This is a genomic window from Arthrobacter sp. M4 (assembly GCF_020251205.1).
Taxonomy (GTDB): Bacteria; Actinomycetota; Actinomycetes; order Actinomycetales; family Micrococcaceae; genus Arthrobacter.
Genome location: NZ_JAIWYX010000007.1, coordinates 89,772 through 112,550 on the forward strand (window position 1 = coordinate 89,772; position 22,779 = coordinate 112,550).

Genomic DNA, 22,779 nt, shown 5'->3' on the forward strand with positions numbered 1-22,779 from the left:
GAACTGCGCCCTGTAGCCCCGCTACTGGCGCTATCCCTGATGCAGCGCTGCCGCCTGCTTGTTGGCGCCCCTGCGCGGGCACAGTCATGATGGTCTTATGGGACGTGTGATTCAGCGGCGGAAGGTTCATCGGTTTTTGTTGGATGGTTCGGATGCTGCGTTGGAGTTTCCGGTGCGGTTCCGGGAGGATGTGCTGGCGGTGGAGGAGCCGCTGGAGATCCGGGTTGGTGGGTTGTCGTTTGCGGTGACGATGCGCACGCCGGGTGATGATTTTGATCTGGTGGCCGGTTTCCTGGTCTCGGAGGGCGTGATCCGTGAGGCGACTGAGCTGGTGTCGTTGCGGTTCTGTGCCGGGGAGGATGAGGACGGGCGGCAGACGTTCAATGTGGTGGAGGCGCAGCTGCGTCCGGGGGTGCCGGTGCCGGAGACGGGCCGGAAGGTGTACACGTCCAGTTCGTGCGGGATTTGCGGTACGGATTCGATCGAGGCGGTGCGCAAGACGCTGGCCTTTGACCTGCGTCGGGACCCGCTGAGGGTGCCGGTGGATGTGCTGGCCGGGTTGCCCGGCAGGCTGCGGGAGGCGCAGGCGGTGTTTGACAAGACCGGCGGTGTGCATGCCGCGGGGCTGTTCCGGATCGGCGGGCGCGGGGAGCCGGAGCTGGTCTGCCTGCGGGAGGATGTGGGCCGGCACAATGCGGTGGACAAGGTGGTTGGCTGGGCGTTGCGCCAGGGCGGGCTGCCGTTGTCCGGGACGGTGCTGCAGGTTTCCGGGCGGGCCTCGTTTGAGCTGGTGCAGAAGGCTGCCCTGGCCGGGATTCCGGTGCTGGCCGCGGTGAGCGCCCCGTCCAGCCTGGCCGTGGAGCTGGCCGAGGAAACGGGCCTGACCCTGGTGGGTTTCAGCCGCGGCAGCAGCCTGAATGTCTACGCCGGCAAGGACCGCATCAGCCCCGCCCACAACACGGCCCCACAACAGAGGAGTTCGTGACGAAAGCTTCCGAACCCGCCGAAGCTACCGCTTGGTAATTTAGCCCTAAGGCAGTAGATTTTATCCATCGATTGGAAGCGGTTTCTTATGAACGGGGTTGTGATCCGCTATGCCCCGGCCCCAGGTTGCCCCCAACATCACCACGCCTGGCCGCCCACCCGCAGCTAGCTAAGGGGATTTGAATTGCACGACGACCGCCGTCTTACGGAAGTCCGTCTTGAGCGCTTCGTCAGGGAGCGGCTCAATCCAGCCGTCTACACGCGGAGTATGCCGCTAAACCTAGGCTGTTGGGAGGCCCCGGGGGAGCCAGTACCAGTTGCCGAGGCATTACGCCAAGACTTCGCCCCTCAGGAGCATGGAGCGCCGTGGGGGCTGCCCTGGGGGACAACGTGGTTTCGACTCCGCGGCGAGGTTCCGGAGGGCTGGGGTGTTCGGCCCGGCACCACTGTGGAAGTAGTGGTGGACCTCGGCTTCAACGGGACAGCTCCAGGCTTCCAGTGCGAGGGGATCGCTTGGCGCCCGGATGGCACCATCATCAAAGCCATCTCTCCCCGCAACCAACAGGTGCCGCTGAAGCTCCTGGGCGGGGGACTGTCCATCGATTTTTATGTCGAGGCCGCCGCGAACCCGGATGTTGCCAACAACTGGACGTTCGCCCCCACGCCACTGGGTGACAAAGCCACCGCAGGTACGGATCCGGTATACAGGCTGGGTCGGATCGCCGTGGCCGAACTGGATGAGGCCGTCTGGGAGTTGCAACAGGATGTCTGGACGCTGAGCGGCCTGATGCACGAGCTGCCAGTGGAGCTTCCTCGCAGGCACGAAATCCTCCGTGCCCTGGAACGCATGATGGACGTCATGGACCCCGACGACATCGCCGGAACGGCAGCCGCAGGCCGGGAGGCCCTGGCTGATGTGATGCATCGGCCGGCGTACGCTTCCTCACATCGTCTCGTGGCTACGGGGCACGCCCACATCGATTCGGCGTGGCTCTGGCCGGTTCGTGAAACCATCCGCAAGTGTGCCCGCACGTTCTCCAATGTGGTGGCACTGATGGACGATCATCCGGACTTTGTGTTTTCCTGCTCGTCGGCGCAGCAATACGCCTGGATCAAGGAGTTTTATCCGGAGCTTTTTGTCCGTATCCGGGAGAAAGTGAAGTCCGGCCAGTTCGTTCCTGTCGGCGGCATGTGGGTGGAGTCAGACACCAACATGCCTGGCGGTGAGGCCATGGCCCGGCAGTTTGTGGAAGGCAAGAGCTTCTTCCTGGAGGAGTTCGGCGTGGAGTGCGAAGAGGCTTGGTTGCCGGACTCGTTCGGTTACTCGGCAGCACTCCCGCAGATCGTCCGGGCGGCGGGCTCACACTGGTTCCTCACTCAGAAGATTTCCTGGAACCAAGTCAACCGGATGCCGCACCACACCTTCAGCTGGGAAGGGATTGACGGCAGCCGCCTTTTCACCCACTTCCCGCCCGTGGACACCTACAACGCCGAACTCAGCGCCCGGGAACTAGCCCACGCCGAGCGGAACTATCGTGACCACGGCCGCGGCAGCATTTCACTGGTCCCGTTTGGTTACGGCGACGGAGGTGGCGGCCCCACCAGGGAGATGATCGCCGCGGCCCATCGGACCGAAGACCTGGAGGGGTCGCCCAGGGTCCGGCTGGGGTCCGCCCGGGACTTCTTCGTCGAGGCCGAAGCTGAGTACTCCGGCCTGCCTGTTTGGGTGGGTGAAATGTACTTGGAGCTGCATCGTGGCACCTACACCAGCCAGGCCCGGACAAAGGCCGGGAACCGGCGGTGCGAACACCTCCTGCGGGAGGCGGAGCTTTGGTGCTCGACGGCGGCGGTCCGCTCCGGTGGGACGCACCAGTATCCAGCCGCCGACCTTAAGAGACTGTGGCGTCTTGTGCTGCTGCAGCAATTCCACGACATCCTTCCGGGAAGTTCGATCGCGTGGGTCCATCAAGATGCCGAACGTAACTACGCCGCGGTGGCACGGGACCTTGAGCAGATCATCGCCGGCGCCACAGCCGCATTGGTGGGCGAAGGGAATGGCGAATTCCTGCTCAACGCTGCTCCCCACGAACGGAGCGGGGTGCCCGCCCTTGCTGTTGCGCCACTGGTGGCCGCCGACAATCCGGTAGACGTTACTGAAGCGGATGGCGGTTACATCCTGGACAACGGCATCATCCGGGCCGTCATTGACTCCAACGGTTTGATCACCTCGCTGCTGGACCACGCAAGCGGCAGGGAGGCCATCGCGCCAGGGCAGTTCGGCAACCATCTGGAACTCCACCGTGATACGCCCAATGAATGGGACGCCTGGGATGTGGATGAGTTCTATCGGCGAAACGTCACCTCGGTGACCGAAGCCCGCTCCGTGACGCTGGAGCGCGGCGGCTGGGACGCCGTCGTTGTGGTGGAGCGGCTGGTAGGTTCCTCTGCCGTCACCCAACGCATTCAAATGGCGGCTGGCGGTGAGTCCCTGGCCATTTCCACCGCGGTGGACTGGCAAGAGAGTGAGAAGCTGCTCAAGATCGGCTTCCCCTTCGATGTCAGGGCAGAGCGCTCCGCGTCGGAGACGCAGTTCGGCCATGTCTTCCGGCCAACTCACGTGAACACGTCGTGGGAAGCCGCGAAATTCGAAATCTGCGCCCATCGGTGGATTCACGTGGGCGAGCCGGGGTACGGAGTCGCAGTCTCCAACGCCGCCAGCTACGGACACGATGTAACCCGCTCAGTGCGCTCGGACGGCGGCACAACCACCACGGTGCGCGTCTCCCTGTTGCGTGCCCCCAAGTTCCCGGACCCCGGTGCGGACAGGGGACGGCACGTCTTGGACATCACAGTCCGGCCTGGTGCGACGATTGCGGACGCCGTAGAGGAGGGATACCGCACCAACCTGCGGCCGCGCGTGGTGAAGGGCGGGCACGGCGTCGATCCGCTGTTCACGGTCTACAACCAGGCCATAGCCGTAGAGTCCGTGAAGCTGGCCGAGGATGGTTCCGGCGACGTCGTCGTGAGGTTGTATGAGTCCCTGGGCGAACGGTCTTCGGGGAAGGTAACGGCCAACTTTGCGACGTCGGGTGTGCAAGCCGTGGACCTCCTGGAACGGCCCACCGACACCGCTGGAGTCTCGACGGGGAAGGACGCCGCTGAGCTGACGCTGCGCCCATTCCAGCTGGTGACCCTACGGTTCCGCCGCTAGCCAAAACGCCACGGACTGGAACGAGTTCTGAATGCACAACAGGGACCGGCCAGTTGGCCGGTCCCTGTTGCCTACATAGGCTGAGTGGGGGCGGTCCCCAACAGCCCGCCACCACTCATCCCCCCAATAGTGCTTCTGCAGGCGCCACAGGTACTGAAACCCGTTCTCCGCTCCCGCACCTAGGCAGCAGCTGCTTTCACACATTCATGATTGTTGCACGTTCTAATGATTTTGTGAAAGCCGTTACGAAGCTTTGCCGCGAACTCTGTCTGTCCGCACCCCTGGAACTGGGCCGTTTTGGCGGCGGGAGACTACCTTGGATAGGCCAATTCCGCCCAGGCCCAGCGCAATCGACAGGGCGGCCGAGTAGTTGATCAAGGGTCGAAGCCATGCCAGGGCGGGCGGAATCAACGGGAAAGTCTGCGAAATCACCAGCAGAACCAGGCCCAGCATGAACAGGGCGGAGGCCACGCGAAGCAGTAGCGGGCCGTGGCCCACTACCGTCCGCCAGATTCCGGGAAGCAGGCAGGCTGAGACGTAGCCGGGGTAGAGGCGACCCAGTGCGGCGTAGGCTTCGAGGCTGTGGCTGAAGGGCAGGCCGGTGAGGCCCACTGAGGAACCCCGGGTGTCAGTCAACAGGAAGAAAAACACCGTCAACCCAGCCACGACCGCCAGGACCGCCAAACCTATTGGCCCTCGGATAGCGCGTACGCCATTGGGGGAGCCAAAACCCTTCGCGGCCTTGACGCCCACCAACAGGAAGGTGGCGTAGAGGATAAAGCGGAGCAGGAGGTTGGTCAGGTTGATCCCGCCCAGAAGCGCATCGATGGTCAGATAGGGTCCCTCGATGCTGAGCAGGATGGCGAACGTGATGAGGGCGAAGATCCAGAACAACGAGCGGTTGTGGCCCCGCAGGGCCCCCGGTAAGCGAATCATCGTAATGGCCAGGCAAACAATCAAAGTGGCCCAGGGCAGGACGCCTGTCATCCGAGGTTCTCCCAAATTCTTTCTGTGTTTTCTTGGTCTTGTTCGTGGCGCCGGAGCGTCTTCCCCCAGGCCTGGAGCCGGTCTCCGGCCAACAGGGCGAGTTCGCCGTCCGTGAGTGCGTTGAGTGCGGTCCGCCGGGCATCGGGCGGCCATCCCGCTTCGGCCTCGGTGATGAGTCCGATGGCGACCAGTCCCGCCGTCGGGCCGACTCCCGCGGCCCGGGCTGTGGCGAGGGCCAATTCTGGCGGCATCCGGTTGGCGGTGAGGTGGGCGGAAAAGTTTTGGGGGGCAATCCCGGTGATGTCGCTGACGCGTGTGCGCAGTTCGCCATCGTCAATGGCGTCCACCCAGTTCTTGACCGACGTGGGGTGCATGGGATCGTCAAGGTCGGCTGCGGCTTTGTTTTCCGGTCGGGTTCGCTCGATGAGGGCCTGCAGCATGTCCAAGGTTGAGACGAGGCTAATCAATTCACCGGGGGAGGGTGCAGGCAGCGGCCCATGAAGCTCCGAATACGCCTCAAAGGAAGCGAGCGAATCCAGCGGGTTTATGCCGTAGGCCCTGCTGATGCTCACAACCGTGGTTTCGGCTACCTTGCCGCGGACCATCTGCTGCGCCAGGGTGGTTCGCTTCACACCGGAGATCCGGCTGATGTCTGCCATGCTTTCCTGGGGCGCAACACCGTTCAGCCAGTGCTGGAACGCCTTGGACGGGAGAGGCATGGAGGACTTTCTGCGCAAGCCGCCAGACGGCGGGGCCCGCCTGCGCTATCCGCGGGCAGGTTTTGAACTGTTTCTGCGTTAATTTTACGGGGACGGACGCGTGAACTATGCTTGATGGTCGAGCCCGTCGGTCCGTACACCCCCCAAGTCCGGACCGGCGGGTTCTTCTATGGCCGGACCCGGCTGAGAGGATAACAACATTGACTGCAACCTTAGTTGCCAGGGACCTCAGCGGTGGTCACGGTCACCGGACCCTTTTCTCCAATCTGTCGTTTACCGTCGCCCCGGGTGACGTGATCGGCGTCGTCGGCGCCAATGGTGCCGGAAAGTCGACACTGCTGCGGATTCTTGCCGGCGTCGACAATCCCCAAGCGGGGGCGGTGAGCCTGGCGCCGTCGGACGCTTTCGTCGGCTGGCTCCCGCAGGAACACGAGCGGAAGTCCGGCGAGACCATTGCCGCGTACATCGCCCGCCGCACGGGCTGCGCCGCCGCAACACAGGACATGGAAGAGGCCGCGGAGGCGCTCGCCTCCGGTGCGGCAGGCGTGGAAGAAGCGTACTCGCGCGCGTTTGATCGTTGGATGGCTTCAGGGGCCGCCGATCTCGACGAGCGGATCCCCGTTGTCCTTGCCGACTTGGGATTGGAACAGGGCACCGATGCCCAGATGACAGGCCTCTCGGGAGGCCAGGCTGCACGCGTGGCCCTGGCGGCGCTCCTCCTGAGCCGTTTCGACGTCGTGCTCCTGGACGAGCCAAGCAATGACCTTGACCTGGACGGACTGGCCAGGCTGGAGTCCTTCGTCCAGGGACTGCGTGGTGGGGTGGTCCTGGTGTCCCACGACCGGGAGTTCCTGGCCCGTTGCGTGACTGCCGTCGTCGAACTGGATCTGGCCCAGAATTCGGTGGCGGTGTACGACGGCGGTTACGAGGCCTTCCTGGAAGAGCGCGCCGTTGCCCGCCGCCACGCCCGGGAGCGCTACGAGGACTTCGCCGCCACCAAGGCGGATCTGGTGGCGCGTGCCAGGACCCAGCGCGAGTGGAGCTCACAGGGTGTCCGCAACGCGATGCGCAAGAATCCGGACAATGACAAGATTCGCCGCTCCGCCAACACCGAGTCCTCGGAGAAGCAGGCCCAGAAAGTCCGGCAAATGGAGTCCCGGATTGCGCGGCTCGAGGAAGTTGCAGAGCCACGGAAGGAGTGGCAGTTGCAGTTCAGCATCGGCCAGGCCCCGCGTTCCAGTTCAGTGGTGGCGACGCTCCGTGGTGCCGTGGCCCGGCAGGGTGACTTCACTTTGGGCCCTGTGGACCTGCAGCTGAACGCCGGCGAGCGGATCGGCATCACTGGTCCCAACGGGGCCGGCAAATCCACGCTCCTGCGGCTTATGCTCGGTACCCAACAGCCCGACGACGGCGACGCCTCCATGGGTGCGTCCGTTGCCGTCGGCGAAATTGACCAGGCTCGAAGACTGCTCGACGGCGGGCTGCCGCTGGCCGCCGCCGTCGAAGGCGTGCTGTCGGATTGGCCAACAGCCGAAGTTCGCACGCTGCTGGCCAAGTTCGGCCTCAAGGCCGACCACACAGCACGCATAGTTGAGTCACTGTCACCAGGGGAACGCACAAGGGCCGCGCTTGCCTTGTTGCAGGCACGGGGCGTTAACCTCCTGGTCCTGGATGAACCGACCAACCACCTGGACCTGCCGGCCATAGAGCAACTTGAGCAGGCGCTGGAGAGCTACGACGGGGCCCTCTTGTTGGTCACCCACGACAGACGCTTGCTGGACAATGTCCGGCTGGATGCCCGTTGGCACGTCGACAACGGGAAAGTCAGGGAGCTGGCTTCATGAGCCGAGCCAGCTGTTTGAGGAAGGAAGCTTCGGCATGAGCATGGATCGCGTGGCGTGGAGTTCGCTATACAACATCACTCGTGCCAAAACCGGTTCGCAGCCGTTCTCGAAGGCCACGCTCAAGCGGGTTCTCGCCTTCGCCAGGCCGCACCGGTCGAGGTTGGTGGCGTTCGTTCTGGCGTCGATTGTGACCGCCATCCTTGCGGTGGCGACGCCGGTGCTCGCCGGGCAGGTGGTGGATGCCATTATTGCGGGTGCAGGCGCCAATGTCGTGATTGGCCTCGCGTTGCTGATCGCCGGGGTGGCCATTGCGGAAGCTGGATTGGGACTGCTGACTAGGTGGCTGTCCGCAACCATTGGCGAAGGTGTGATTGTGGACCTTCGCACCCGGGTGTTCGACCATGTGCAGCGCATGCCCATCGCATTCTTTACGCGTACCCGCACCGGCGCCCTGGTGAGTCGCCTCAACAACGACGTCATTGGCGCCCAATCAGCGTTCGCGGGAACGTTGTCCGGGGTGGTGAGCAACGTCGTCGCACTGGCCCTGACGTTGGGCGTTATGCTCAACAAGTCCTGGCTGGTCACGGTGCTTGCCATGGTCCTGCTGCCCATCTTCCTCATCCCTGCCCGTCGCATGGGTGGCCGCCTGGCCGACCTGCGGCGCGAGTCCGCGGGGCACAATGCCGCGATGAGCACCCAGATGACGGAGCGGTTCTCCGCCCCTGGTGCCACGCTGGTGAAGCTCTTTGGACGGCCGGAGGACGAGTCACGGGAATTTGCCCTGCGGGCTGGTCGAGTGCGCGATATTGGCGTGCGGACGGCCATGCTCCAGTTCACTTTCATCACCGCCCTGACCCTGGTGTCCGCCCTGGCGCTGGCCCTTGTGTACGGGCTGGGCGGTTGGCTGGCCATCTCCGGGCAGCTGGCCGCGGGCGACGTCGTGGTGCTGGCCTTGCTGCTCACCCGCCTCTATGCGCCACTCACTGCACTGTCCAACGCCCGAGTGGAAGTCATGAGTGCCCTGGTCAGTTTTGAGCGTGTCTTCGAAATCCTTGACCTGGAGCCGCTGATCAAGGAAAAGCCGGATGCTGTGGCAATCCCGCCTGGCGCCGTGGCGGTGGAGTTCGACAACGTCAGATTTGCTTACCCTTCCGCGGACAAGGTGTCCCTGGCCTCGCTTGAAGAAGTGGCCACACTGGATACACGCGGTGGAGAGGAAGTCCTGCACGGGATCAGCTTCCGTGTGGAACCCGGGCAGACCGTTGCCCTGGTGGGTTCCTCGGGTGCTGGAAAATCGACCGTCGCCCAGTTGCTCTCCCGGTTGTACGACGTCGACTCCGGCGCCGTCCGCTTAGGCGGCTCTGATGCCCGGACCGGGTTGGACGTCAGGGACGCAACGTTCAGTTCCCTCCGCGACACCCTCGGGATGGTGACCCAGGACGGTCATCTCTTCCACGAGAGCATTGCCTCCAACCTTCGGCTCGCAAAGCCGGACGCTACGGAGGACGAGATGTGGGATGTGCTGCGCCGGGCCCGCCTGGAAGCAATGATCCGCTCGCTACCGGACGGGCTGGAGACAGTGGTGGGGGAGCGTGGCTACCGGCTCTCCGGGGGCGAGCGCCAGCGGCTCACCATCGCGCGCCTGCTCATTGCCCAGCCACGCGTCGTCATCCTGGACGAGGCGACCGCCGCGTTGGATTCCACCAATGAAGCCGCGGTTCAGGCTGCCCTTGGGGAAGCGCTGGAAGGCCGTACCGCCGTCGTTATTGCCCACCGCTTGTCCACTATCAGGGCCGCTGACGAGATCCTGGTGGTTGAAGACGGCAACATAGTGGAACGCGGCACCCACATCGGGCTTCTTGCGGCCGACGGCCGTTACGCAGAGCTGTACCGTACCCAGTTTGAAGAGGCGACGGCCGTTGCGCGGGAGGCCGTGCCTGAAGCGTAGCTGCGATTCCTTATGCGGGTTTCAGTGCAGTTCGCCAGGCGCCAACTGCCTTGGCTACGGCAAAGGACCAGGTGGCGCTGCTGCTAGTGCCCGCCGTGGGCTGTGGCACGTCAGCCTCTTCGGCAACCTGGCCACCGGCGGCTTCCCACTGTTCGGTCCACCCGCTGGGCGGGGTGGTTCCCGGAGATGCGGCGTCGAAGCCCAGACCGCCTATGAGCATGGCGCCATTGCTGGCTGTGGTGATGCCCGGCAGGGTGATGCTCGTTGCGGAATAGGTGGTGTCCACGGACGTCGTAACGGTGGCGTCAAGGGGCGAACTTTGGTTTACCCCGCGGTAGGCCGTGATGCCTCCGCCCCATTTGACTGCGCTGCTGAGGGTCCAGGTGAAGCTGCCGGGGTCTCCTGATGCAACCACGTGGTAATACACAGAGACCCGAGCCCCGGACGACGACGAGCTGTTGATGGACAGGGCGTTCACGATCGGCGTCCATCCACTTGGTGCTGTGGGCGTCGGGTTGAGGTCGGTGGTGAAAGCGGCAATCAGGAGGTCGCCGGCTGTGATTCCCGCGGGTGCGGGGAGCGTTAGGGCCGTGGTGGCTGTTGCCGAATAGACGGTGGCGGAGCCAACAGCGGACACTGAGCCCGTTGGGCCAGGGCTGGGTGCTGTCGCCGTGATAGTGCCGCTGCTGGAGCTTGAGCCACTGCTGTTGGTGACTGCCAGGGCAACGGGGTAGCTGCCGGCGTTGTTATAAACGTGTGAGGGGTTCTGGGCAGCGGATGTGCCGCCGTCACCGAAAGTCCACGACCACGACGTCGGCGCTCCGGTGGACGTGTCTGTGAAGTTCACAGTCAGGGGTGCTGTTCCTGTGGTTGGCGATGCTGTGAAGGAGGCGATGGGCGCCGCCGGTGGGGGCGGTGGCGGTGGCGTGCCAAGGCTCCTGTCCGAATACCAGTAACGTTTGGTCACATTGTTGCTGGCCATCACAACGATGCCGGTGGTGGCATCTACGCCTTGCTTAGTGGTGGTTACGTCGTTCAGGTTGGCCGAGGATCCATCCTGGATCACCGGAGTGCCGCGACCGGATCCAAAGACGGGATTGTCCATGGAAGCCGTTTTTTCGTAGATGCTCCCGGCGACGCCGGAGAATGCGCACCCGCTAACGGACGTGGAAGGTGCCGTGTGGAAGGCATGGACCAGGTTGTTTTGCGTATCCAGGAGGATCTGCGGTCGCGTAACGCAGTCACCCGCGGTCGCGATCGTGGATTTAGTAAAGGAGCCGGTACCGGGCCTGAACACCAGCAGTTGCAATTCCGGCAGCGTGGGATCCGAAGAGAAGTCGTTGAAGCTTGTCTTAATGGCGGCGAAGACCCGTCCAGACGTATCCGCTTGCAACGATTTGACGTTCATATGGTCATCGGCTTGTCCCTTGGCCTTGACAGCCGGCTGAACGTTCCATGACGAGGCCGCGGTGGGGGCCGTTCCGTCGGTGCGGGTCGCCCACCACATGGTTCCGGTGAGATGGTCGCTCCACATAACGCCCATCTTGTTGTTCCGGTAGGCCACGATCGCGGAAATGTCATCCGGCGCCGGAGTCGGGTCTGGAACTGGCAACACAAACGGGGTCGACCAGCTGGTCCCTCCCGGGGCGGAATTGTTCACGTAGACCGTGTTGGTGTATCCGGAAGTGGAATTCCCGGATACCTGCGTCCACGTGGCCCAGATCGCTCCGGTGGAGTCCTTATCGATGGTCATGGACTCGCTGCTGTTGTTGTTGATGGTGGTTGGGAAGCCAGCATCAAGGCTGTATATGCCTGCGGAATAGCTATAGCGGTACAGCTTGGCGGGCTGGCCGGCCACCGAAGGCTTAGGGGTCCCGTCGCCAGTGATCGTCACCGCGTGGGAGGCGATATACAGCCGCGAACCATCCCACAAAGCGTCGGCCAGGGTATTGCTCCGCGAGTCATTCCGGACGCCCGTGTCCACCCACGTCTTAGTAGGGCGATCCAGGCGGTAGATGCTCCAGCCGCTGCCCGTGGTCCACATGTCGGCCCACCATGATCCGTCATTCCACCAGAGCTTGCTCTGGGGTTTGTCCGAGGTTGGGGGATTAACGACGCCCGAATAACTGATGCTCTGAGTGCCGTAGTCTGCGGCGGCCTGGGCGGGGCTTGCTAACCCTGCAAGTCCGGCGATCGCCAGGCAAAACGCCAGAAGCTCGCTTACATAGCGACGCTGGTAGGATCTCATCGCGGCCCTCCGTACAGCGGGACGAACGCATGGACGCCTGAGACCCTGGTGCCAAACATGGTCTATTGAGAGCTTACGCCTCTCTGAAAGTGGCGCAATACATCGCCGACAGCGATTTTCCCTACGATTCGGAAGCCGACAAGAGCGGCAGGATATGGTCCGTCAGCAGGGGTGCCAGATCGTCGGGATGCTCGTCCTCCATGTCCAGCCAGCGGATCTCTGCGATCTCAGCCGAGGGGTGTGCCTCCCAGTGACCGGGGGCCGTGAACACCGTAGCCTCGATGTCGGTGGCCGCTTCATTGGCCGCCGCAGCGAGCCAAACACCCAACGGCTTGAGTTCATGCGGTGCAACGTTGATGCCTACTTCTTCGGCGAGCTCGCGGGAGGCAGCCTCGGCGGCGGTTTCGCCTGGCTCGGGTTTTCCGCCCGGATGCATGAACTTGTCCGTGCCGCGTTTCCGGACAGTAAGAAGCCTTCCCGCGGCGTCGAAAACGCACACCGCGCTGACCACAATCACGGACGTCTCAGGCATGATTCCTCCTCAGCCGGGATTCGAGCAGCAGGTCCTTCGCCGGCCCGCGAACGTCCCAAACGTAGCTGAACTCGTCCGGCCCGAGCCATTCATAATGCACCACATAGGTGTCCGGGTCGCACCAGTGCTGGTCGCTGCTCTGCGTTGCGGCAAACCCCATGCGGTGGAAGGGACGCCCATCCGGGAAGAACATGTCCATGGCCGCAGCATCTTCCGTGGGCCGCAGGACATACTCGCGGTAGGCGGATCCCGCGTGGTCGCCCCATTCCATGGTTCCGTCTTCGCGGTAGTCCAGGCCGCCGTCGTGGTTGGGTTTGTAAAGGGCGACGCCGGTAAAGGTGCCGGCGCGGCCCGAGCCGCGGTCCCGCATGGTCCGCTCCACGGACCATGCTCCTGACAGGTAAGCGCGCAGGTCCTGGGTGGGCTCCTGGTCTTTCAAGTGCCCTCGATTGGATTCGAACCAACGACACCGGCTTTAGGAGAGCCGTGCTCTATCCACTGAGCTACGAGGGCCTGCGCCTTTAGAGCCTGTACAGGCCGCGGGCACGCATACAAGCATACAAGCTGCACGTGTCCGCGACACACCACCCAAAGCCCGGCATCCAGGGGCTCAAACTCTGACGGCTAGGCTGGCGGTCATGAGTGACCGCAGCGCAGCACCCCAGGCCAGCCTGGAACGGGCAGGCCTGATTCCGGATGGGCTTCCTGACTCTGCTTCCACAAGGGCCTACATCGGTGGCTGGGCGCAGCTGAGCGTGGTGCAATACTTCGTCGCTGAGTCTGCGGTCATTGAGGCGTGGGCAGGTCCCGTTCCGTACAGCCGAAGGACGGGTTTCATCAGCGACCTCGGGGCAATCAACTGCGGAGACTATGAGGGCCGTGCCGTGTGCTCGCCGCTGCACCTGCTGATGAATGCCTCGTTTGTGGTTCAGGGGCTTGGCCTCTTTCTTGGGGCGCTGCTGGTGAGCACAGCGTTGCTCTGTATCGCCGCGAGGCCCGGTGTGCGGCCGGATCCACAACGGCGCAAACCGTGGCTCGGTGCGGCCGCAGTGCGAATTTTGACTGCATTTGCCGGGGCCGGGACAGTGATCGTGGGATTGGTACCGGAAGACCTGCTGTCGCCGTGGCATCTGTTGGGCGCCGTGACGTTCTTCGTGGGTGGCGGTACTGCCCTCCTGGTGCTGGGGATTCTTTGGCTGCGCCACACTGGCATGAGCTGGTTCATTGGGGTCTGCGGCGTAGTGACCCTTGTGGCGCTCGCGGTGGGCGGCCTGACGGCCATGCATGTGCCGGAGCCCGGGACCCTCGAGCGGCTTATGGCCTATCCGGTGACCATCGGCTATAGCGCGGCGGGACTGGTCATCGCCCAGCGGGTCAGGAGTCGAAGAGCGGAGCTTAGACACGCACGGGCATCGGGCTGATTTCTGCCAGGCCGAGTCCCGCCGAACTGGGTCTATTCGGCGTCCCGACGGCGGGTCTATCCTGTGCCGTATGACGACGGGGGACAGTCAATGATCGCGGCGGCGGGCCGATGACGGCGGACGGCTCATGACGACGGCGGGTGGGTCATGACGACGGCGGGTGCGGCGGCCGCGCGCGATCGCGCTTTGTTTCCTGACGTCGCAGGCCGTCGTGAGTTGGTGGGCGGTTGGGCCTCCCTGACCCTGATTCACTACTTTGTGGTGGAAGCCATCGCGTTGTCCGCTTGGCGCGGCACGCCGGATTACGACCGGCGGGCCCACGTGATCAGTGACCTTGGCGCGGCGCACTGTGGACCCTTCAATGGCTACGTCGTCTGTTCGCCGCTCAACTGGCTGATGAATGGTTCGTTTGTCCTGCAGTCGCTTGCCATGGTGCTGGGCGCGTTGATGCTGAGTACCGCGGTGTTGTCCGTCGCGGCCCAACCTGGCAGCCGGGCGGTCCGGCCTACTAAGGCGGCCCTGCTCTCCAAGGGTTCGCTCTTGCCCCGGAACGCCAGCCTTAGCGGCGTACCGTGGCTTGCCGCCGGAGCTGTGCGGTTGCTCATCCTGATTGCGGGCGTGGGACAGGGCATTGTGGGCGTGGTTCCCGAAGATACAAACCTCACGCTCCACTTGACTGGAGCCGGGATGTACTTCATTGCCGGCCCTCTATCCCTGCTGGTCCTCGGTGTCGTGTGGGTAAAGTACACGGCGATGGGCTGGATGGTGATTCTCTTCGGCGTAGTTTCCTCGTCGGCAACCGCGTACGTCCTGGCGGCAGGCCTCCGCGTGGCCGAACCAGGCGCCATCGAGCGCACCATGGCGTATCCAATCATCCTTGGCCTGTCCCTGGTGGGCCTCATAGTGGCCCAACGCGTTCATCGCCAGCGGAAGCTTGTCAGGACCGCCGCGCGGTCCGCCGGCCAAGCAGCACAGCAGCGCCACCCGCAAGCAGGCTCAGCAGGAACAGCACCCACCCCGCGACCGTAAGGATCGAGGCCAAAGCCACGCTCCCGGCGTCGGGCGTTGAAGCCTGGAGCGCACTATCAATGGCGACGTTGCCCCAGAGCCGAACCACGGCAAAGAGAATCGGCAGCGCCCACAGCGCCCAGCGTAGCGCTTTGCGGGCCACGTTGACACCGATCAGCAGCAGCCAGCTGAAGCCGAAAATCAGCGGGAACAGCATGCCTGCGGTTTTGTGGACGTAGTTCAACTGGCCGCGGGCTTCGTCGTCCATCACGTTGCGCAGCTGGGCCACGTAATCGGTCGAAAAGCCTCCGAACATTGAGTCCGGCATCGCGAGGCCGTTGGATAGCTGGGTCATTTGGTTCAGGACGAGCAGATGCAGGTACCAGAAGAGGAAGACGCTAGCTACGACGCCCGCGATCACGATCAGGTTCGCATTGCTTTGCGCTTTTTGCGGGGTGCGCTGCGTGGTCGGATTGACCACAGGCGGCACGTGACGTTCCGGTATAACGGCCTTCGCGCCGTGCTTTTTGATGCGCTGGGCGGGAGTTTTGGCCATGTGTTCATTATCCCGTACGCCTTCTGACTCAGGTGGCGCTGCCCCTTAAGCTGGAGCCATGACCACGGGCAGGCACACCGCATTGGAACTCGATCCTTCACTCAGCGACATCCAGTTGGCTTCGGCGCTTGTACGGGAAGCCGGCCAATTGGCCCTGCTGATGCGGATGGGCGGGTTGCAAAGGGAACGGAAGACCTCCGTGTCGGACATCGTCACCGCCGCAGATCGCGCCGCCGAGGCTTATGTCCTTGAGCAGCTTCGCCGATGCCGCCCCGAGGACGGCATCCTGGGCGAAGAAGGTTCCTCGGTTGCCGGCACAAGCGGCCGGACCTGGGTAATTGATCCCGTGGACGGGACCTACAACTTTGTGCACGGTTCCACATATTGGTGCTCGGCGATTGCGTTGAAGTACGACGGCGATTCCCGGGCAGATCACGCCTCTCACCCGGGCGGCGGCTCCGTCGACCGGAACCCGGATCCCGAGGTCGTTCTGGGCGCGATTTACCAGCCTGAGCTGGACAAGCTCTGGGTGGGAGGCACGGAACACCCTTCTACGCTGAATGGCGATCGGATCCTTGCCCCGGCCGATCTGCCCCTGGCGGAGCTTGGTGCTGCGACCTACATCCACCCCATGTGGCTGGCGAATCCGATCTGCGCGATGCCCTGGCATGCGGCTGCGATCTCGGCCGCGTCCCTGCGCATGCTGGGTTCGGGCTCCTGCGATCTCGGCAGGGTGGCCGATGGCGAGATCGGCTGCTGGTTCCAGCACAGCTGCCCGGAATGGGACTGGCTGCCGGGCAAGGCGATCGTCCGCGCGGCCGGCGGGGACACCGGCGTCGTACGCGTTAACGGACTGGACTGGTTCCTCGCGGGAGGCCCGACGGCGGTCCGCGAGCTCCGCGCGGCCCTCACCTCGGGGCCGGACTTGAGTTAAAGGGCCCTCCCAAGCTGGACCGATGGTAGGTTCACGGGCCGGTTTCTTCCGGCACTTGTCCCCATAGCGGGGCGCCGGAACATGAGTGTCAGAGGGACCGCCTAGACTTGTAAACACCATGGATATGTTGTTTGACCCGTACGCAGACGGTCCCTTCAAGGCGGCAACAAAGGCGGCTCCGGCCTTTATGTCGGCCATAGACAGCGGGCTGCCGGCCACCGGATCTGGCCGAACAGGCGGGTCATCGGGCAGCGATGAGGCGGGCTCCCAACACGGTCATTCCGCCCGTGCGGAGTCGCTGTTGCAGGGACTCAACCCGCAGCAGGAGGAAGCTGTCAAGCATTCCGGAAGTCCGCTGCTGATTGTTGCTGGTGCCGGTTCTGGAAAGACACGCGTGCTTAGTAACCGCATTGCGTATTTGATTGCTACGCGCCGGGCACACCCAGGCGAGATTCTGGCAATTACGTTCACCAACAAGGCCGCAGCGGAAATGCGCGAGCGAATCGAAGCGTTGGTCGGTGGCCGAGCAAAGATCATGTGGATTTCCACGTTCCACTCGTCCTGCGTGCGCATTCTGCGGCGTGAGGCCACCAATGTTGGATTGCGCTCCAATTTCTCCATTTACGACTCCACTGACTCCCTGCGCCTGATCACGCTTGTCGCCAAGAATTTGGACCTGGACCCCAAACGCTTTGCACCCAAGTCCATCCAGCACAAAATCTCGGCCCTCAAGAATGAGCTCATCGACGACGATTCGTACGCCGCCTCTGCCAATTACGGTGATCCGTTCGAGCAGGCTGTGGCGGAGGTCTACAAGGGCTACACACAGCGGCTTCGCCAGGCTAACGCCATGGATTTCGATGACCTCATTGCCCAGACGGTGTTCATGTTCCGTGCTTTCCCTGCGCTCGCCGAATCGTACCGCCAGCGCTTCCGCCACGTCCTCGTCGACGAATATCAGGACACCAACCATGCCCAGTACGCTTTGGTTCGCGAAATCGTCGGTGAGGGGCCGGGCGCCAGCGAGCTGACCGTCGTCGGCGACTCAGACCAGTCCATTTACGCGTTCCGCGGTGCGGACATCCGCAACATTGTTGAGTTCGAGAAGGACTACCCGGACGCCCGCACCATCAAGTTGGAGCAGAACTACCGCTCCACTCAGAACATTCTTTCCGCCGCCAACTCGGTGATTTCCCGCAACCCGAACCGGCCGGAGAAGCGGCTGTGGACGGCTGAGGGCGACGGTGAAAAAATCATCGGCTACGTCGCGGAGAATGAGCACGACGAGGCCCAGTTCATCGCCAAGGAGATCGACAGGCTCCAGGACGAATACGGGCTGCGCCCTGGAGACGTCGCTATTTTCTATCGCACCAACGCGCAGAGCCGCTCCATAGAAGACGTGCTGGTACGTGTCGGCCTGCCGTACAAAGTGGTGGGCGGTACGCGGTTCTACGAGCGCAAAGAAATCAAGGACGCGCTGGCGTACCTCCGCGTGCTGGTTAACCCGGACGACGACGTCAACCTCCGCCGCGTCCTCAACGAGCCCAAGCGTGGCATTGGGGACCGGGCCGAGGGTGCTATTGCTGCATTGGCGGAACGTGACCGAATTTCGTTCATAGCGGCCGCGCGTCGTGCCGACGAGGCCCCGGCTATGGCAACACGCTCGGTGAATGCCGTTGCAAGCTTCGTGAAGCTGCTCGATGACCTGGCCGAAGTGGCAGAGGGCTCCGGTGCGGCTGCTGCGCTTGAGGCAGTGCTGGAACAGACGGGCTATCTGGCCACACTGCGGGCAAGCTCCGATCCGCAGGATGAGTCGCGGGTGGAAAACCTTGCCGAACTGGTGGCCGTGGTTCGCGAGTACGAACGCGACAACCCCGAGGGGTCCCTTGGTGACTTCCTGGAACAAGTTGCCCTTGTTGCCGACGCTGACCAGATCCCGGATGCGCCGGCCGGAACCCCGGACGAAGCTGCGGCAGCAGTAGCCGAAGCGAAGCGATTGGGCGTTGTCACTCTGATGACCCTGCACACTGCCAAGGGCCTGGAGTTCCCGGTGGTTTTCCTCACAGGTATGGAGCACGGGATTTTCCCGCACCAGCGTTCCGCTACTGATCCCAAGGAGCTCGCCGAGGAACGGCGCCTAGCCTACGTGGGCCTGACCCGGGCGCGGAAGCGGCTGTATGTGACGCGGTCCGAGGTCCGGAGCCTGTGGGGCCAGAGCCAGTACTATGCCGCCAGCCAGTTCATCCAGGAAATCCCGCCGGAGCTCGTGGAATGGAAGCGTGAAGGCAACACCCGCCAAGCCGCATGGAGCGGCTCGTCCGGTGGGTCGGGCCGCTACGGCGGATCTTATTGGGGGGCTGGCACCTCGCGCGGTGCCGGGGCCAGCGCCACGGCAGGGTTCGACGCCGATGTGCCAGCTTCCGTTGTCCGCAACCGTGTGCAGCCCCAAAAGGAAGTCATTTCCCTGGTTGTTGGGGACAAGGTCAATCACACCAGCTTCGGCAACGGAACCGTGATCGGACTCGAGGGCGCGGGGGACAAGACCGTGGCCAAGGTGACCTTTGACGTGGGGGAGAAGCGATTGCTCCTGCGGTATGCCCCGCTGACCAAGGTGGATTCGTAGGCGCTGCTTAGAACCCGACATAATGGAAGCCATGCGACGGACTGTTCTGGGGATTCTGGCTGGCCTTCTGCTCGTAACAGCAACCTCCTGCACCGTCACCACGAAGGACCCCGACTACGTCACCCCCGCGGCCCTACCGCCTTTGGAACAGCTCAAGCAGGCACCGGTCTCGCAACCTACTGCGCTCGCCGCTACTGGTGACGTGCTGGCCTTCGTGACCGAGGATCGCAACATCGTCTGCGCGCTGACTTCGGCCAAGGGCGACAATCTCAACCTGCCCTATGAAACTAACTCCTTCGCCGATCCTGCGAACACCAAGCTGGCCACTGTTCCCATTGCCCACTGCGAGCTCGCCCACTACCCGAAGCCGGACTCGAAAGACATCAAGGACGACTGCGCAGGTACCGGCCTGGGCTACCTGGGCGGAGCCGCCCTTGTCAGGCCAGACAAGGCGGTCTATGGCGAATGCCGCTCCGGCGTCACCCAGATGGAAGCTGAATTCGGGCCCAAGGGAACCAAGAACGGCCCCATCTCACAACTTCCGGTCCTCGAAGATGGCCAAAACATCGAGCGGAATGGACTCCGGTGCTCCGCCTACAACGGGGGAGTTGCGTGCGGAAATGTTTCGGCCGGCGTCGCATTCTTCGTGAGCCGCTCCACCTACCAACTCGTGGAGCCCCCGGAACCCACGCAAAGTCCCGGTACCCAAGCGCCCACGCCTGCCACAACAGCCCCAAAATCCGCGTAATATAGCGCTTTTTCTACGTTCGATAGAACTGTGTGGTTACTCACATAAAAGGTACTGTTGATCAGGCGGGACCTCTCCAAGGGCTAAAGTTCCCTGTGGAACTTACGTTATGTGACCGGCGTTTACGCCGCTTCTCAGCGCGTACCCTCCGCAGCTGGCCATCGCGGTCACCCGTGGTGTCCGGCTGTCAAGAAACTACTTCGACGTAGAAGGACACAAACCGTGGACCTGTTTGAATATCAGGCGCGCGATATGTTCGAAAAGTACGGTGTCCCCGTACTCGCCGGCATCGTGGCGCAGACCCCTGAAGAAGCAAAGGCTGCTGCTGAGAAAATCGGCGGCGTCACCGTCGTCAAGGCACAGGTAAAGATCGGCGGCCGCGGTAAGGCCGGCGGTGTCAAGGTTGCAAAGTCCGCTGACGAAGCTCTTGAGCACGCCACGAACATCCTCGGTATGGACATCAAGGGCCACACCGTCAACAAGGTCATGATCGCCCAGGGCGCTGACATTGCTGAGGAATACTACTTCTCCATCCTTCTGGACCGTGCAAACCGCAACTACCTGGCCATGTGCTCGGTGGAAGGCGGCATGGAGATTGAGCAGCTGGCCGTGGAGCGCCCCGAAGCTCTGGCCAAGGTTGCCATCGACCCCGCTGTTGGCGTCGACCAGGCCAAGGCTGACGAGATCGTCGAAGCTGCAGGCTTCGCTGAGGAACTGCGTGGCAAAGTGGCCAGCGTCATCCTCAAGCTCTGGGATGTGTTCAAGAAGGAAGACGCCACCCTGGTGGAGGTCAACCCGCTGGTCAAGACCGGCTCCGGCGACATCCTCGCCATCGACGGCAAGGTCTCCCTGGACGAGAACGCTGACTTCCGTCACGTGCACCACTCCGAGTTGGAGGACAAAGCAGCGGCCAACCCGCTGGAGTCCAAGGCCAAGGAACTGGACCTGAACTACGTTAAGCTCGATGGCGAGGTTGGCGTGATCGGCAATGGCGCCGGTTTGGTTATGTCCACCCTGGATGTTGTGGCCTACGCAGGCGAGAACCACGGCAACGTGAAGCCCGCCAACTTCCTGGACATCGGTGGCGGTGCCTCGGCTGAGGTGATGGCCAACGGCCTGTCCATCATCCTGGGCGACGAGCAGGTCAAGAGCGTGTTCGTGAACGTCTTCGGTGGCATCACCGCCTGTGACGCCGTCGCTAAGGGCATCGTCGGTGCCCTCGCGGAACTCGGCAAGGACGCCAACAAGCCCCTGGTTGTCCGCCTCGACGGCAACAACGTTGAGGAGGGCCGCCGCATCCTGACCGACGCCAACCACCCGCTGGTCACCCTGGCCGCAACCATGGACGAGGGCGCCGACAAGGCTGCCGAGCTCGCCTTCGCCGCTAAGTAAAGGGACGCGACAATGTCTATCTACCTCAACAAGGACTCCAAGGTCATCGTTCAGGGCATCACGGGTGGCGAAGGTACCAAGCACACCGCCCTGATGCTCAAGGCCGGCACCAACATTGTTGGCGGCGTGAACGCCCGTAAGGCCGGCACCACGGTCCTGCACGGCGACAAGGAAATCACCGTTTTCGGCACCGTCAAGGAAGCCATGGCGGAGACTGGCGCAGACGTTTCCATCGTCTTCGTTCCGCCGGCATTCACCAAGTCCGCCGTCGTTGAAGCAATCGAAGCCGGCATTGGCCTGGTTGTTGTCATCACCGAAGGCGTCCCGGTCCAGGACACCGCAGAATTCTGGGCCCTGGCCCAGTCCAAGGTGGACGCCGACGGCAAGCAGATCACCCGCATCATCGGCCCGAACTGCCCCGGCATCATCACCCCGGGTGAGTCCCTGGTGGGCATCACCCCGGCAACCATCACGGGCAAGGGCCCCATCGGCTTGGTCTCCAAGTCCGGCACGCTGACCTACCAGATGATGTACGAACTGCGCGACCTCGGCTTCTCCACTGCCATCGGCATCGGCGGTGACCCGGTCATCGGCACCACGCACATCGACGCTCTGGCCGCCTTCGAGGCAGACCCGGAGACCAAGGCCATCGTCATGATTGGTGAAATCGGTGGCGACGCTGAAGAGCGCGCAGCCGACTTCATCAAGGCCAACGTCACCAAGCCGGTTGTCGGCTACGTGGCTGGCTTCACCGCGCCTGAAGGCAAGACCATGGGCCACGCAGGCGCCATCGTCTCCGGTTCCGCCGGTACCGCCCAGGCCAAGAAGGAAGCCCTCGAGGCAGCAGGCGTCAAGGTCGGCAAGACTCCGTCCGAGACCGCCCAGCTCCTCCGCGAAGTCTACGCAGCCCTCTAGGACTGCGACCCGTGAGGGTCCCCTGAGGCCCTGAAGGGTCAACATACAAGTACGACGGCGTCCGTCACCTTTTCGTCGAAAGGTGACGGACGCCGTCGTTGTTGTTTAACCCGCCCTTCCTTCGATAGTCCAGATTTGTTAGTATGTCAGGACAAACTATCAAAGGAGAGGAAACATGCCCCTCGTGAGGATCGACGTCAATCAAGGGCGCAGCCCCGAACAGCTCAAGGAACTCAGCCAGGCGATCCATGATGCAATCCTGGCCGAGTATGGCATCCCGGAGCGCGACTACTTCCACATCGTGACCGAACACCCTGCGGGTCAGATCTTTGCCCAGGACGCGGGATTGGGATTTGAACGCACATCCGGCGTGGTCATGATCCAGATTTTCACCCAGGGTGGTCGAAGCCAGGAGGCCAAGGAGTCCCTGTTCGCGGCGATCGCAGGCCGGCTCTCCGAGTTGGGTGTCGCGGGTGAAGACGTGTTCCTTGGGTATGTCGAAAACACCCCCGGAGACTGGTCTTTCGGCTTTGGCCGCGCACAGTATGTAACCGGGGAGTTGGCTGTGCCGCGCAAATGATGTTGGCGCTAAAATAGCGCAGTATGCCATGTTGTAAATATGTCAGTACAAACCTTTGACAGGACATAAAAACTGGTGCAGAGTAGTGGTTGTGGCCCGCCTCACGGAGGGCCCGCCGGCACCGGAGAC

18 protein-coding genes and 1 tRNA gene are annotated in these 22,779 nt (G+C 63.1%); 12 read left to right on the forward strand and 7 right to left on the reverse strand.

The window, feature by feature from the left end; genetic code table 11:
• The first annotated feature begins 97 nt into the window (after positions 1 to 97).
• Positions 98 to 985 (forward strand): formate dehydrogenase accessory sulfurtransferase FdhD, encoded by an 888-nt coding sequence (gene fdhD / locus LD110_RS13535; RefSeq protein WP_225499352.1) that lies wholly within the window; start codon positions 98 to 100, stop codon positions 983 to 985.
• 183 nt (positions 986 to 1,168) lie between these two features.
• Positions 1,169 to 4,195: a glycoside hydrolase family 38 C-terminal domain-containing protein gene (locus tag LD110_RS13540; protein ID WP_225499353.1), complete on the forward strand. Its 3,027-nt coding sequence runs from the start codon at positions 1,169 to 1,171 to the stop codon at positions 4,193 to 4,195.
• A gap of 243 nt (positions 4,196 to 4,438) precedes the next feature.
• On the opposite strand, the gene LD110_RS13545 is transcribed toward LD110_RS13540, so the two are convergent.
• Both LD110_RS13545 and LD110_RS13550 read right to left on the reverse strand, forming a co-directional pair.
• Complete coding sequence (locus LD110_RS13545) at positions 4,439 to 5,182, reverse strand: hypothetical protein (protein ID WP_225499354.1); 744 nt, start codon at positions 5,180 to 5,182, stop codon at positions 4,439 to 4,441.
• Complete coding sequence (locus LD110_RS13550) at positions 5,179 to 5,901, reverse strand: hypothetical protein (protein ID WP_225499355.1); 723 nt, start codon at positions 5,899 to 5,901, stop codon at positions 5,179 to 5,181. Before LD110_RS13550 ends, LD110_RS13545 begins: the two co-directional genes overlap by 4 nt.
• Before the next feature lie 200 nt (positions 5,902 to 6,101).
• On the opposite strand from LD110_RS13550, the gene LD110_RS13555 reads away from it, so the two are divergent.
• Complete coding sequence (locus LD110_RS13555; protein ID WP_225499356.1) at positions 6,102 to 7,745, forward strand: ABC-F family ATP-binding cassette domain-containing protein; 1,644 nt, start codon at positions 6,102 to 6,104, stop codon at positions 7,743 to 7,745.
• Positions 7,746 to 7,779: 34 nt separating this feature from the next.
• Positions 7,780 to 9,693 carry an ABC transporter ATP-binding protein gene (locus tag LD110_RS13560; protein WP_225499357.1) on the forward strand — a complete coding sequence of 638 codons (1,914 nt, stop codon included), beginning with the start codon at positions 7,780 to 7,782 and terminating at the stop codon, positions 9,691 to 9,693.
• A gap of 10 nt (positions 9,694 to 9,703) precedes the next feature.
• Here LD110_RS13560 and LD110_RS23915 read toward each other — a convergent pair whose 3' ends face one another.
• The 4 genes from LD110_RS23915 to LD110_RS13580 all read right to left on the reverse strand — a co-directional run bounded on the left by LD110_RS23915 (position 9,704) and on the right by LD110_RS13580 (position 12,986).
• A complete protein-coding gene (locus LD110_RS23915) occupies positions 9,704 to 11,941 on the reverse strand; it encodes a PKD domain-containing protein (protein WP_308012439.1) in 2,238 nt (745 codons plus the stop codon).
• 121 nt (positions 11,942 to 12,062) lie between these two features.
• Entirely contained in the window at positions 12,063 to 12,473 is a 411-nt protein-coding gene (locus LD110_RS13570; RefSeq protein ID WP_225499358.1) for an NUDIX domain-containing protein, read from the reverse strand.
• On the reverse strand, positions 12,466 to 12,912 hold the full coding sequence (locus LD110_RS13575; protein ID WP_225499359.1) for a DUF6314 family protein: 447 nt from the start codon (positions 12,910 to 12,912) through the stop codon (positions 12,466 to 12,468). Before LD110_RS13575 ends, LD110_RS13570 begins: the two co-directional genes overlap by 8 nt.
• 1 nt (position 12,913) lies before the next feature.
• Positions 12,914 to 12,986, reverse strand: a tRNA-Arg gene (locus LD110_RS13580).
• Positions 12,987 to 13,111: 125 nt separating this feature from the next.
• Here LD110_RS13580 and LD110_RS13585 point away from each other — a divergent pair.
• Both LD110_RS13585 and LD110_RS13590 read left to right on the forward strand, forming a co-directional pair.
• Positions 13,112 to 13,894: a DUF998 domain-containing protein gene (locus LD110_RS13585; protein ID WP_225499360.1), complete on the forward strand. Its 783-nt coding sequence runs from the start codon at positions 13,112 to 13,114 to the stop codon at positions 13,892 to 13,894.
• 147 nt (positions 13,895 to 14,041) lie between these two features.
• Complete coding sequence (locus LD110_RS13590; protein WP_225499361.1) at positions 14,042 to 14,923, forward strand: hypothetical protein; 882 nt, start codon at positions 14,042 to 14,044, stop codon at positions 14,921 to 14,923.
• Here the strand turns inward: LD110_RS13590 and LD110_RS13595 are convergent.
• Complete coding sequence (locus LD110_RS13595; protein ID WP_225499362.1) at positions 14,832 to 15,458, reverse strand: hypothetical protein; 627 nt, start codon at positions 15,456 to 15,458, stop codon at positions 14,832 to 14,834. The genes LD110_RS13590 and LD110_RS13595 overlap by 92 nt on opposite strands.
• A gap of 58 nt (positions 15,459 to 15,516) precedes the next feature.
• Between LD110_RS13595 and LD110_RS13600 the strand changes: the two genes are divergently transcribed.
• The 6 genes from LD110_RS13600 to LD110_RS13625 all read left to right on the forward strand — a co-directional run bounded on the left by LD110_RS13600 (position 15,517) and on the right by LD110_RS13625 (position 22,650).
• A complete protein-coding gene (locus LD110_RS13600) occupies positions 15,517 to 16,392 on the forward strand; it encodes an inositol monophosphatase (RefSeq protein ID WP_225499363.1) in 876 nt (291 codons plus the stop codon).
• A gap of 118 nt (positions 16,393 to 16,510) precedes the next feature.
• A complete protein-coding gene (pcrA, locus tag LD110_RS13605; RefSeq protein ID WP_225499364.1) occupies positions 16,511 to 19,015 on the forward strand; it encodes a DNA helicase PcrA in 2,505 nt (834 codons plus the stop codon).
• Between the two features lie 22 nt (positions 19,016 to 19,037).
• On the forward strand, positions 19,038 to 19,763 hold the full coding sequence (locus LD110_RS13610) for a hypothetical protein (protein ID WP_225499365.1): 726 nt from the start codon (positions 19,038 to 19,040) through the stop codon (positions 19,761 to 19,763).
• A 222-nt stretch (positions 19,764 to 19,985) separates the two neighbouring features.
• Positions 19,986 to 21,155 carry an ADP-forming succinate--CoA ligase subunit beta gene (gene sucC, locus LD110_RS13615; RefSeq protein WP_225499366.1) on the forward strand — a complete coding sequence of 390 codons (1,170 nt, stop codon included), beginning with the start codon at positions 19,986 to 19,988 and terminating at the stop codon, positions 21,153 to 21,155.
• A gap of 12 nt (positions 21,156 to 21,167) precedes the next feature.
• Complete coding sequence (gene sucD / locus LD110_RS13620) at positions 21,168 to 22,070, forward strand: succinate--CoA ligase subunit alpha (protein WP_225499367.1); 903 nt, start codon at positions 21,168 to 21,170, stop codon at positions 22,068 to 22,070.
• 175 nt (positions 22,071 to 22,245) lie between these two features.
• Positions 22,246 to 22,650 (forward strand): tautomerase family protein, encoded by a 405-nt coding sequence (locus tag LD110_RS13625; protein WP_225499368.1) that lies wholly within the window; start codon positions 22,246 to 22,248, stop codon positions 22,648 to 22,650.
• The last annotated feature ends 129 nt before the right edge of the window (positions 22,651 to 22,779 follow it).

Coding starts and splice junctions, on each gene's coding strand:
- fdhD (WP_225499352.1), top strand. CDS start 98: ATGGGACGTGTGATTCAGCGGCGGAAGGTTCATCGGTTTTTGTTGGAT.
- LD110_RS13545 (WP_225499354.1), bottom strand. CDS start 5,182: ATGACAGGCGTCCTGCCCTGGGCCACTTTGATTGTTTGCCTGGCCATT.
- LD110_RS13550 (WP_225499355.1), bottom strand. CDS start 5,901: ATGCCTCTCCCGTCCAAGGCGTTCCAGCACTGGCTGAACGGTGTTGCG.
- LD110_RS13560 (WP_225499357.1), top strand. CDS start 7,780: ATGAGCATGGATCGCGTGGCGTGGAGTTCGCTATACAACATCACTCGT.
- LD110_RS23915 (WP_308012439.1), bottom strand. CDS start 11,941: ATGAGATCCTACCAGCGTCGCTATGTAAGCGAGCTTCTGGCGTTTTGC.
- LD110_RS13570 (WP_225499358.1), bottom strand. CDS start 12,473: ATGCCTGAGACGTCCGTGATTGTGGTCAGCGCGGTGTGCGTTTTCGAC.
- LD110_RS13585 (WP_225499360.1), top strand. CDS start 13,112: ATGAGTGACCGCAGCGCAGCACCCCAGGCCAGCCTGGAACGGGCAGGC.
- LD110_RS13590 (WP_225499361.1), top strand. CDS start 14,042: ATGACGACGGCGGGTGCGGCGGCCGCGCGCGATCGCGCTTTGTTTCCT.
- LD110_RS13595 (WP_225499362.1), bottom strand. CDS start 15,458: ATGGCCAAAACTCCCGCCCAGCGCATCAAAAAGCACGGCGCGAAGGCC.
- LD110_RS13600 (WP_225499363.1), top strand. CDS start 15,517: ATGACCACGGGCAGGCACACCGCATTGGAACTCGATCCTTCACTCAGC.
- pcrA (WP_225499364.1), top strand. CDS start 16,511: ATGGATATGTTGTTTGACCCGTACGCAGACGGTCCCTTCAAGGCGGCA.
- LD110_RS13610 (WP_225499365.1), top strand. CDS start 19,038: ATGGAAGCCATGCGACGGACTGTTCTGGGGATTCTGGCTGGCCTTCTG.
- sucD (WP_225499367.1), top strand. CDS start 21,168: ATGTCTATCTACCTCAACAAGGACTCCAAGGTCATCGTTCAGGGCATC.
- LD110_RS13625 (WP_225499368.1), top strand. CDS start 22,246: ATGCCCCTCGTGAGGATCGACGTCAATCAAGGGCGCAGCCCCGAACAG.